The 10,492-nt window shown below is 64.5% G+C and carries 7 protein-coding genes; 5 read left to right on the top strand and 2 right to left on the bottom strand.

Annotation, left to right across the window (positions count from 1 at the left end; translation table 11 throughout):
• From infB to pnp, 5 genes are all read left to right on the top strand, one after another.
• On the top strand, positions 1–2,012 hold a 2,012-nt coding region (gene infB, locus LC062_RS16470; protein ID WP_224912114.1), incomplete at its 5' end, for a translation initiation factor IF-2.
• Positions 2,013–2,138: 126 nt separating this feature from the next.
• A complete protein-coding gene (gene rbfA, locus LC062_RS16465; protein ID WP_404829739.1) occupies positions 2,139–2,525 on the top strand; it encodes a 30S ribosome-binding factor RbfA in 387 nt (128 codons plus the stop codon).
• Between the two features lie 4 nt (positions 2,526–2,529).
• Positions 2,530–3,504 (top strand): tRNA pseudouridine(55) synthase TruB, encoded by a 975-nt coding sequence (gene truB / locus LC062_RS16460; protein WP_224912112.1) that lies wholly within the window; start codon positions 2,530–2,532, stop codon positions 3,502–3,504.
• A gap of 3 nt (positions 3,505–3,507) precedes the next feature.
• Complete coding sequence (rpsO, locus tag LC062_RS16455) at positions 3,508–3,777, top strand: 30S ribosomal protein S15 (RefSeq protein ID WP_181761232.1); 270 nt, start codon at positions 3,508–3,510, stop codon at positions 3,775–3,777.
• 269 nt (positions 3,778–4,046) lie between these two features.
• Positions 4,047–6,164: a polyribonucleotide nucleotidyltransferase gene (pnp, locus tag LC062_RS16450; protein WP_224912111.1), complete on the top strand. Its 2,118-nt coding sequence runs from the start codon at positions 4,047–4,049 to the stop codon at positions 6,162–6,164.
• A 261-nt stretch (positions 6,165–6,425) separates the two neighbouring features.
• On the opposite strand, the gene LC062_RS21500 is transcribed toward pnp, so the two are convergent.
• A complete protein-coding gene (locus LC062_RS21500) occupies positions 6,426–9,182 on the bottom strand; it encodes an EAL domain-containing protein (protein ID WP_318246111.1) in 2,757 nt (918 codons plus the stop codon).
• On the bottom strand, positions 9,179–10,333 hold the full coding sequence (locus LC062_RS16430; protein ID WP_224912110.1) for a substrate-binding domain-containing protein: 1,155 nt from the start codon (positions 10,331–10,333) through the stop codon (positions 9,179–9,181). Before LC062_RS16430 ends, LC062_RS21500 begins: the two co-directional genes overlap by 4 nt.
• Between the last annotated feature and the right edge of the window lie 159 nt (positions 10,334–10,492).

The following is a 10,492-nucleotide window of genomic DNA, read 5'->3' as shown; positions in this document are numbered from 1 at the left end:
CGCGCCGGCCCGAGGCGGCCGCGCCCGCCGACGACAGCGAGGCACGCAAGGGTCTGAAGGCGGTCAAGCGCCCGAAGGCCGCGCCGCCGGCCCGCACCCCGGCGCGCACCGGCGACGACCGTCGCCGGTCCAAGCTGACCATTTCCTCCGCCACCGGGGATGGCGAGGGCCGGAGCCGTTCGCTCGCCTCGCTGCGCCGTCGCCGCGAGAAGGAAAAGCGCGCTGGCCAGCAGGTGGTGCGTGAGAAGATTTCGCGCGAAGTGGTGCTGCCCGAGGCGATCACCATCCAGGACCTGGCGAACCGCATGGCGGAGCGCGCGGTGGATGTGATCAAGCTGCTGATGAAGCAGGGGCAGATGCTCAAGATCAACGACGTGATCGACGCCGATACGGCGGAACTGATCGCCGAGGAGATGGGCCACACCGTCAAGCGGGTGTCCGAAGCCGATGTCGAGGACGGTCTGTTCTCCGACGCGGTGGAGGCGGACGAGCTGCTGCAGCCGCGCCCCCCGGTGGTCACCATCATGGGCCATGTCGACCACGGCAAGACCTCGCTGCTCGACGCACTGCGCCGTTCCAACGTGGTGTCCGGCGAATCCGGTGGCATCACCCAGCACATCGGTGCCTATCAGGTCGAGCAGGGCGGTCACAAGATCACCTTCATCGACACCCCGGGCCACGCTGCCTTCACGCAGATGCGTGCCCGCGGCGCCAAGTCGACGGATATCGTCATTCTGGTGGTGGCCGCCGATGACGGCGTGATGCCGCAGACCCGGGAAGCGATCTCCCACGCCAAGGCGGCCGGTGTGCCGATCATCGTGGCGATCAACAAGATCGACAAGCCGGCGGCCGATCCGACCCGGGTGCGCACCGAACTGCTCCAGGACGAGATCGTCGTGGAATCCATGGGCGGTGATGTGATCGAGGTCGAGGTCTCCGCGCTCAAGGGCACCAATCTCGACAAGCTGCTGGAGATGATCCTGCTGCAGGCCGAGGTGCTGGAGCTGCGGGCCAATCCGGATCGCACCGCTGAAGGCACCGTGATCGAGGCACAGCTCGACAAGGGCCGTGGTCCGGTTGCGACCGTCCTGGTGCAGAAGGGCACGCTCAAGGTCGGCGACATTCTGGTCGCCGGGTCCGAGTGGGGCCGCGTGCGCGCCATGCTCGACGAGAACAGCGAGCAGGTGAAGGAGGCAGGTCCCTCCAAGCCGGTCGAGGTTCTGGGCTTCCAGGGCACGCCGGAAGCCGGCGACATGGTGGCCGTGGTCGAGAACGAGGCCCGCGCCCGTGAGATCGTCGACTATCGTCAGCGTCAGAAGCGCGAGAAGGCGACCTTGCGCGACATCGGTTCGCGCGGCTCGCTCGAGCAGATGATGAACCGTCTGCAGGAAAACGGCGCCAAGGAAACGCCGCTGCTGATCAAGGGCGACGTGCAGGGCTCGGTCGAGGCGATCGCCGGCGCGCTGGAGGAGCTGGGCACCGACGAGGTCAAGGCCCGGGTGCTGCATGCGGGCGTTGGCGGCATCACCGAGAGCGATGTCACCCTGGCCGCTGCCTCCAATGCGCCGATCATCGGCTTCAACGTGCGTGCCAACAAGCAGGCGCGGGAAGCGGCCGATCGCGAAGGCATCGAGATCCGCTACTACAACATCATCTACAACCTGGTGGATGACGTGAAGGCGGCGATGTCCGGCCTCTTGTCGCCGGAACGGCGCGAGACCTTCCTCGGCAATGCGGAGATCCGCGAGATCTTCAACATTTCCAAGGTCGGCAAGGTCGCCGGTTGCCTGGTCACCGAAGGTATCGTGGAGCGCGGCGCGGAAGTGCGCCTGATCCGCGACAATGTGGTGATCCACGAGGGCAAGCTCGGCACCCTGAAGCGCTTCAAGGACGAAGTGAAGGACGTTCAGTCCGGTCAGGAATGCGGCATGAACTTCGTGAACTATCAGGACATGCGTCCTGGCGACGTCATCGAGTGTTACCGGGTCGAGGAAGTGGCCCGCTCGCTCTAAGAGCCGCCGCGCGGCGAAATGGGGACGCCGGTGGAGCTCATCCGCCGGCGTTTGCCTTTTCGCGAGCGTGTTGCGTGAAACTGTCTGGATCTGAACATGGCGCCAACGAACAGGCCGCAGGCCGGAATGCCGTCGCAACGTCAGTTGCGCGTGGGGGAACTGGTGCGCAAGGAAGTCTCCGACATCCTGTCGCGCGGCCATCTGGCCGATCCGGCGCTGGAGGGCGTGATCGTCAGCGTGCCGGAGGTGCGGATGACGCCGGACCTGCGTCTGGCCAGTTGCCTGGTCATGCCGCTTGGCGGACAGAACGCGGACAAGGTGGTGGATGCGCTGAACCGCAGCTCCCGCTTCATCCGCCGCGAATTGTCCCGGGGCTGGACGATGAAATACCTGCCGGACGTGCGGTTCGTGCTGGATACCCGGTTCGATGACGACGACCGCATCACCCAGTTGCTGAAGCGGGACGATGTCCGCCGCGATACCGCCCACACCGACAGCGACGACGACGAGTGAGCCGATGAGCCGGCAGCGGAAGAAGCCGCGCAACCGCATCGACGGTTGGCTGGTGCTCGACAAGCCGGTCGGGCTCTCCTCCAACGATGCGCTGACGCGGATCAAGAAGATCTTTCACCCGGAGAAGGTCGGCCACGCCGGCACGCTCGACCCGCTGGCCTCCGGCTGCCTGCCGCTGGCCTTTGGCGAGGCGACCAAGACCGTGCCCTTCGCCATGGACGGACGCAAGGTCTACCGGTTCACCGTGCGCTGGGGGATCGAGACGGCGACCGACGACACCGAGGGCGAGACGGTCGCGGTCAGCGACGTGCGTCCGGATGCGGCGGAGATCGAAGCGGTCCTGCCGGAATTTACCGGCACCATCTCGCAAGTGCCGCCGATATTCTCGGCGATCAAGGTGGAGGGCGCCCGCGCCTATGACCTGGCACGCAGCGGCGAGGCGGTGGAGCTGGAAGCCCGTCCGGTCGATATCCACCGGCTGTGGCTGGTCGAGTGTCCGAACGCAGATGAAGCGGTGTTCGAGGTCGAATGCGGCAAGGGCACCTATGTCCGGGCGCTGGCCCGGGACCTGGGGCGCCGGCTTGGCACCTGCGGCCATGTCACCGCGCTGCGCCGGCTCCTGGTGGGGCCCTTCGCGGAAGAGGACATGATTCCGCTGGAAACTCTGGAAGACTTGGGGCAATGTGCGCCCGGCATGGGCCTCGACGAGGCGCATGCATCTGTCATTTTGCCTGTAGCGACCGCGCTGGACGACATCCCGGCGCTGGCCGTCTCCCGGCAGGATGCCGCCCGCCTGAGAAATGGGCAGGGCGTTTTGCTACGCGGGCGGGATGCGCCGGCGTTCAAGGGTCTGGTCAGCGTGACCGCTCATGGCGAGCTGGTGGCGCTTGGCGAGATCGAACGCGGGGAACTCCGGCCACGGCGTGTTTTCAATATCGCTCCGGTCATGACCGGGGCGACTGTCATCGAAAGGAACTGACCGATGTCGATTACCGCGGAACGCAAGGCGGAACTGATCAAGGAATACGCGATCAAGGAAGGTGACACCGGCTCTGCCGACGTGCAGGTCGCCATTCTCACCGAGCGGATCGTCAACCTGACGGAACATTTCAAGGGCCATGGCAAGGACAACCACTCCCGCCGCGGCCTGTTGAAGATGGTGAGCCAGCGCCGGTCGCTTCTCGACTACCTGAAGAAGACCGACATGGAACGCTACCAGAACCTGATCAAGCGGTTGGGTCTGCGCCGCTAACACGGCAATGCGAAGGCGCGGTGCCCAGTGGGCGCCGCGTTTTCAAATCCGGTCCCCCATGGACCGGGCAAGCAAATGACGGTCATGGGGCAGGATAGCAAGCGGCTTGGCCGACACCGGACGCTCCGGTTCCGAACCGCTTGCTGTCTTGCCCGTGGCACGTCCCAGGAGGGGCCGGCGCGGCAGAGCGCCAGTGCCGGACCTTCAAAGACCGCGCCGCGCCGCCTCGTTTCGGAGGCGGACGGGCGACTGAACGTTAGGAAAGAAATATGTTCGATATTCATCGTGTAGAGGTTGAGTGGGCCGGACGCCCGCTGACGCTGGAAACCGGCAAGGTCGCCCGTCAGGCCGACGGCGCCGTGCTGGCCACCTACGGCGAGACCAAGGTGCTGGCGACCGTTGTCGCCGCCAAGGCCCCCAAGCCCGGCCAGGACTTTTTCCCGCTGACCGTGAACTACCAGGAAAAGGCGTTCGCCGCCGGCAAGATCCCCGGTGGTTTCTTCAAGCGCGAGGGCCGTCCCTCCGAGCATGAGACGCTGACCTCGCGCCTGATCGACCGGCCGATCCGTCCGCTGTTCGTCGATGGCTTCAAGTGCGACACCCAGGTGGTGATCACCGTCCTGTCCCATGACATGGAAAACGCACCGGACATGCTGGCCATGGTCGCCGCCTCCGCGGCTCTGACCATCTCCGGCATCCCCTTCATGGGCCCGATCGGCGGCGCCCGCGTCGGCTACATCAACGGCGAGTATGTGCTCAACCCGCTGATCGACGACATGCCCGAATCCGCGCTCGACCTGGTCGTGGCCGGCACCAGCGAAGCCGTGCTGATGGTCGAATCGGAAGCCAAGGAGCTGACCGAGGAGCTGATGCTCGGTGCGGTGATGTTCGGCTTCAAGGGCTTCCAGCCGGTGATCGATGCGATCGTCAAGCTGGCCGAGACCGCTGCGCGCGAGCCGCGCGAGCTGAACCTGCCGGATCATTCCGAGCTGGCGGCCCGGGTCAAGGCGCTTGCCGCCGACGAGCTGACCGCCGCCTATGCGATCCGTGAAAAGACCGAGCGCAAGAACGCCATCGATGCGGTCAAGGCCAAGGTCATGGAGACGCTCGCCGCCGAAGCCGGCGACGCGGGCATCGACACCGTGGTGGTCGGCGGCCTGTTCAAGGAAGCGGAAGCGGCGATCGTCCGCGGCGCGATCCTCGACAACGGCCAGCGGATCGACGGGCGTGACCTGAAGACCGTGCGTCCGATCGTCTCCGAGGCCGGCATTCTGCCGCGCGCCCACGGGTCGGCGCTGTTCACCCGTGGCGAAACCCAGGCGCTGGTGGTTGCGACCCTCGGCACCAACGACGACGAGCAGTTCGTCGATGCGCTGGAGGGGACCTACAAGTCGACCTTCATGCTGCACTACAACTTCCCGCCGTATTCGGTCGGCGAGACCGGCCGCATGGGGTCGCCCGGCCGTCGTGAGATCGGCCATGGCAAGCTGGCCTGGCGGGCGGTTCATCCGCTGCTGCCGCCGCACCACGAGTTCCCGTACACGCTGCGCATCGTGTCCGAGATCACCGAATCCAACGGCTCCTCGTCGATGGCAACGGTCTGCGGCACTTCGCTGGCCCTGATGGATGCCGGCGTTCCGCTGAAGGCTCCGGTGGCGGGCATCGCCATGGGCCTGATCAAGGAAGGCGATCGCTTCGCTGTCCTGTCCGACATTCTCGGTGACGAGGATCATCTCGGCGACATGGACTTCAAGGTGGCCGGCACCGCCGAAGGCGTGACCTCCCTGCAGATGGACATCAAGATCGATGGCATCACCGAGGAGATCATGAAGGTGGCGCTGGAGCAGGCCCGTGACGGCCGCGTTCATATCCTTGGCGAGATGAGCTCGGCGCTTTCCGAAGCGCGCGCCGAACTGGGCGAGCATGCCCCGCGCATCGAGGTGATGAAGATCCCGGTCGACAAGATCCGTGAAGTGATCGGGTCGGGCGGCAAGGTGATCCGCGAGATCGTCGAGAAGACCGGTGCCAAGGTCAACATCGAGGACGATGGCACGGTCAAGATCGCGTCCGCGGACGGCAAGGCGATCAAGGCGGCGGTCAACTGGATCAACTCGATTGCGGCAGAGCCCGAGGTCGGCGTGATCTACGAAGGCCGGGTTGTGAAGACCGTCGATTTCGGCGCCTTCGTCAACTTCTTCGGCGCCAAGGACGGCCTGGTCCACATCTCGCAGCTCGCACCGCAGAAGGTTGCCAAGACCACCGATGTGGTCAAGGAAGGCGACAAGGTCTGGGTCAAGCTGATGGGCTTCGACGAGCGCGGCAAGGTTCGCCTGTCGATGAAGGTCGTCGATCAGGAGACCGGCAAGGACATCGCCGCCGACGCATAATTTCTGGCTCGGCGCGGCCGGGCGCGGGATCAGCCCCCGCGCCTTTCCGGACGCCGGCAGGAAGCGACAAGAAAAAGGGCCGGGGACGCAAGTCCCCGGCCCTTTTGCATGATCGCGGAGTGTTTCCGGTGGCGCCTTGCAGACGGTGCCAGGGCGCCGATCCGGGAGCGGCGAGCTGCCGCGCGGCGGTTCTGGTCTGCGGAAGACAGGCCTTTTCGCCCCTTCGGCCCTACCCCTCTTGCTGCTTTCGCGACGGCTGCCTCAGGCAACCCCTGCATCAAGCCGGTCGGCCTTGTCGGGCTGATCCAGATAGGCAAGAAACTCGGCCCCTGGCATCGGCCGGCCGAGATGATAGCCCTGGATCTGGCGGCAGCCGAGGGCCAGCAGGGTCTGGCACTGGCCTTGCGTTTCGGCGCCTTCGGCGATGACGTTGATGCCGAGGCTGGCGGCCATGGCAATGATCGCCTTCACCAGCGCCCGGCTTTCCTCGTCGGTTTCCAGATCCCGAACGAAGGATTGGTCGATCTTCAGGGTGTCGATCGGGAAGCGTTTGAGGTTGCTCAGCGACGAATAGCCGGTGCCGAAGTCATCGAGCGACAGGCGCACGCCAAGATCGCGAATGGCGTTCAGCGTTTCGATCGGGCTGGCCCCGGTCTCGTCGAACATGACGCTCTCCGTGATTTCCAGATGCAGGCAGCGGGCAGGCATCCGGGTGCGCTTCAGGGTCTCGCGCACCATGTCGACGAAGGTTTCATCCCGGCATTGGCGCGGAGAGACATTGACGCTGATCACCGGCAGGGAGAGGCCCTTATCCGCGCAGGCGCGCTGAAAGCGGCAGGCCTCCTCCAGCACCCAGGCGCCCAGGGGGACGATCAGACCGGTGTCCTCGGCAACCGGGATGAAATCCGCCGGTGGGATCGGCCCCTTTTCCGGATGGTTCCAGCGGACCAGCGCCTCGCAGCCGATCACCTGACCATTGGCGACATCGACGAGGGGCTGGTAATGCAGGCGCAGCTCCTGGGTCTCCAGCGCCCGGCGCAGGGAGCTCTCGATCTCCATCGAACGGGCCAGATGGTCGTTCATGCTGGAGGAGAAGAAGCGCAGCTTGTTCCCGCCCTCCGCTTTGGCGTGATACATCGCCGTGTCGGCCTGGCGCAGCAACACCTCGTCATCGTCGCCGTCGTTGGGCGACACGGTGATGCCGATGCTGGCGGTGGAAAACACCTCTGTGTTGCCATTGACCATCACCGGCCGGGCAAGCTGTTCCAGAATGCGCGCGGACTGCATTTCGATTTCCCAGACATTGCGGGCATTGGCGAGGATGATCGCGAACTCGTCGCCACCCAGCCGCGCCACGGTATCGTGGTCATCGAGCACGCAACTGATCCGTTCGGCGGCGGCCTTGATCAGCATGTCGCCGGCGCTGTGACCGAGGCTGTCATTGATGTTCTTGAAGCGGTCGAGGTCAACGAACAGCAGGGCGAAAACGCCGCCGTTCCACTGGGTCCGGGCAATCGACTGAAGCAGCCTGTCGCGAAACAGCGTGCGGTTCGGCAGACCGGTGAGCATGTCGAAATTCGCTTGCCGGATGATCAGCTCTTCCTGCCGCTTGCGTTCGGAAATGTCGGTGATGGTGACGTAATAGGCATCGCGATCATCCCAGCGGGCGGGGCGTACATGCAACTCGATCCAGAGCCGCTCGCCGGTCTTGCTGAGGCCCTTCGCCTCGAACACACCGGGCGCCGACGCGCCTTGCTTGCGTGCCCGCAGGTAGGATTTCATCCGGTCATGCTCTTCCGGCGCGACCAGTGCGAGAACGCCGCGAGACACCAGCAGGTCCCGGTCCGAGGGGGCGTAGCCGAGGATGTTCAGCAGCGACCTGTTGAGGTAGAGGACTTCCAGATCGGCGTGAATGCAAACGCCCTGGAAGGATCCGTCGATCAACTCGCGGAATTGCCGGTCCGTATCCCGGAGATCGGTGAAGGCGTGCTGCAGATTGCGCCCGAGATCGTTGAACTCCTTCACCGCGCCGGGGTGATAGGTGAGATCCGAGCTGTCGCGGCGAATGCGCGAGGCGTAGGCAAGCAGCCGTTGCAGCGCGGGGCTGGTAAAGCGATGCAGCACATAGGCGGCGACCAGCGCGGCGGCGAGGATGTAGAGCAGGAACGGGGCGAACAGCTCCAGATAGGTGGAGCGGATGTTCTCGATCGTCTCGCTCGGTCGCTCGGTGACCACGTAGAGAGGGTGACCGTGCCGGTCGACCTTCAATTCGCTGCGGACGAGAAGCTGGTCGCCGGCCAGCATATGGGCATCTTTGGTCAGCGTCGCGCAGGTGTCCTGGTCAAGCGGAGACGAGCCCAGGCGACCAACGCTGGCAATGGCGGCAGTGCCGTGAAACAGGGCGAGACTGTCGGTTTCAAGGGCGCGGGACAATTCGCCCAGCAATGCGATCGTGTCATTGAGGACAAAGCCGCCAACCAGGTGGCCCAGCACCTTGCCGTCGCGCTCGTCCACCACCGGGATGGCCTCGGCGGCGACCAGCGTGCCATCTGTCCGGGTTTCGTCGGCCAGGATCATCCAGCTGCCGAGCGGGAGCGTCTGGCGCCGGTCCGCCGGCAACACGCGGTGAAGGTCGAAGATCGAAAAGCTGGCATCCGCCCAGTCCGGCGCCATCGGGCGGTCGAGGAGCAGCATCTCGAATTGGGCCCCCAACGGGGTGTCCGTCGCGGCGCCGAGAATGCGCGTTGTGGCCTCTTGGTCGCCGGCCCGCAGCGCCTGTTTCAGCTTGGTGTCCTTGGACAAGGCCCTGAGGTAGGTGTCGAGGCGGGAGAGATTTTGCTCGAATACCAGCCGGGCGAGGGTCTGTTCGCGCTTGGCGAAGCGCTCCAGCTCATGATCGACAATGGAGAGGCTGCCGACATAGCTGATGGAAAACAGCGCGGCGGAGGTCGCCAGCAGAGCCACCAGAAAAAGACCGAGCACAAACCGGTTGAAGCTGAAGTCGCGCCTGTCTTTCATTGCGAATACCGGAAGGCTCTGCGTTTCAGGGTCTCGATGCGCTCCGGGCCGTCCCGGGATGTGACCAGGGCGAAGTCTCCCGAATAGACCTGCGGCACCTCATGCCCGCGCCCCTGAATGTCGAGCGAAATCGCCTCGGCCATGGCCACGCCATTGTCGTCGTTCATGCGCATGACGGTGGCTTCCAGCGCGCCCACGGCGATCTGTTCGAGCTCGGCGCTGCCGCCGCCCCAGCCATTGGTGTGGACCTCACCTTCGCGCCCCATCTCCCGGATGGCATCGAGCACGCCGAGCGCGATGTCGGTGGAGCAGGAGAAGATGTAGGAGAGCTCCGGATCCTCCATCAGCAGGGTCCGGGCGGCAGTGCGGGCGCTGTCGCGATCGAAGCCGACGAAATACGAGGTGGAGAGGGTCTTGGACGGCTCCCCCGCCATCGCCAGACGGAAGGTCTCACCGCGGGCGTGGCTGACATAGCCGCGCGAGCCATAAAAGATGGCATAGCGTTCCGGATCGGGGTGGCGGGCGAGATAGTGCTGCACCAGGGCCCTGGTGCCGGTCGCATGGTCGAAGCCGACATAAAGAAACGGCTGGTTTTTGGACCAGGCACGCAGCGGCGTGGTGATGTTCTGCAGGATGACCTTGGGCCGGCCGCGGGCGATCAGTCGCTCGATGATGCTGCGATGGCGGAACGCGTCGAGCGTGAACACCAGATAGTCGGGGTCCGATTTCAGCGCCTCGCCAATATACTGCATTTGCAGGCGAACTTCCGTCGACGGTGCAGTGACATGAGACTCCAGCTCGTAGCGAAGACCGATTTCATCGAGGCGGGCCGTGAATGATTCGATGCTGCGGCGCCAGTAATCCGACACCTGCTTTCCCGGATACACCACCGCGATACGCACCGGTGGCAGGCTTGTGGTTACGCGCTGGCCGGGCCCTTGGACCCGTTCGTTGAAACGGGAGACAATTTCTGGTTGTTTCGGCTGGCTGGCGAGAAACTCATCAAGGTCCCAGTATTCGGCCCGTGGGCCGGTGCCTGCCTGGGTTGGGAACGGGACGGAAAGCACAAGGAATGCAATCACAAGTAATGCGTGCGGAAGATAGGGCCGGCATTGTTTCATGTTGCTTTCCAGGTTTCGCGCCTTCACCACAAGACTGAATCAGGGAAGATTCTCATTCAAGTATCAATGCCGCATTGAAGAAGCGTGAAGATCGGCTGCGCCGGCGATAAATTCAGGGAAGGGAAAGAAGGACTGGTCGAGTACTTGGCAATTGTTGCAATGAAACGCAGTTTTCGGAAATGTGTCGCC

Source organism: Stappia indica (genome assembly GCF_020177335.1).
In the GTDB taxonomy this organism is placed as follows: domain Bacteria; phylum Pseudomonadota; class Alphaproteobacteria; order Rhizobiales; family Stappiaceae; genus Stappia; species Stappia indica_B.
The sequence above is the reverse complement of the archived record's forward strand: the minus strand, read 5'-3'. Positions and strand labels throughout refer to the sequence as shown.

Excerpts from the sequence above, each read along its gene's own strand:
- rbfA (WP_404829739.1), top strand. The coding sequence starts at position 2,139 with ATGCCGTCGCAACGTCAGTTGCGCGTGGGGGAACTGGTGCGCAAGGAA.
- truB (WP_224912112.1), top strand. The coding sequence starts at position 2,530 with ATGAGCCGGCAGCGGAAGAAGCCGCGCAACCGCATCGACGGTTGGCTG.
- rpsO (WP_181761232.1), top strand. The coding sequence starts at position 3,508 with ATGTCGATTACCGCGGAACGCAAGGCGGAACTGATCAAGGAATACGCG.
- pnp (WP_224912111.1), top strand. The coding sequence starts at position 4,047 with ATGTTCGATATTCATCGTGTAGAGGTTGAGTGGGCCGGACGCCCGCTG.
- LC062_RS21500 (WP_318246111.1), bottom strand. The coding sequence starts at position 9,182 with ATGAAAGACAGGCGCGACTTCAGCTTCAACCGGTTTGTGCTCGGTCTT.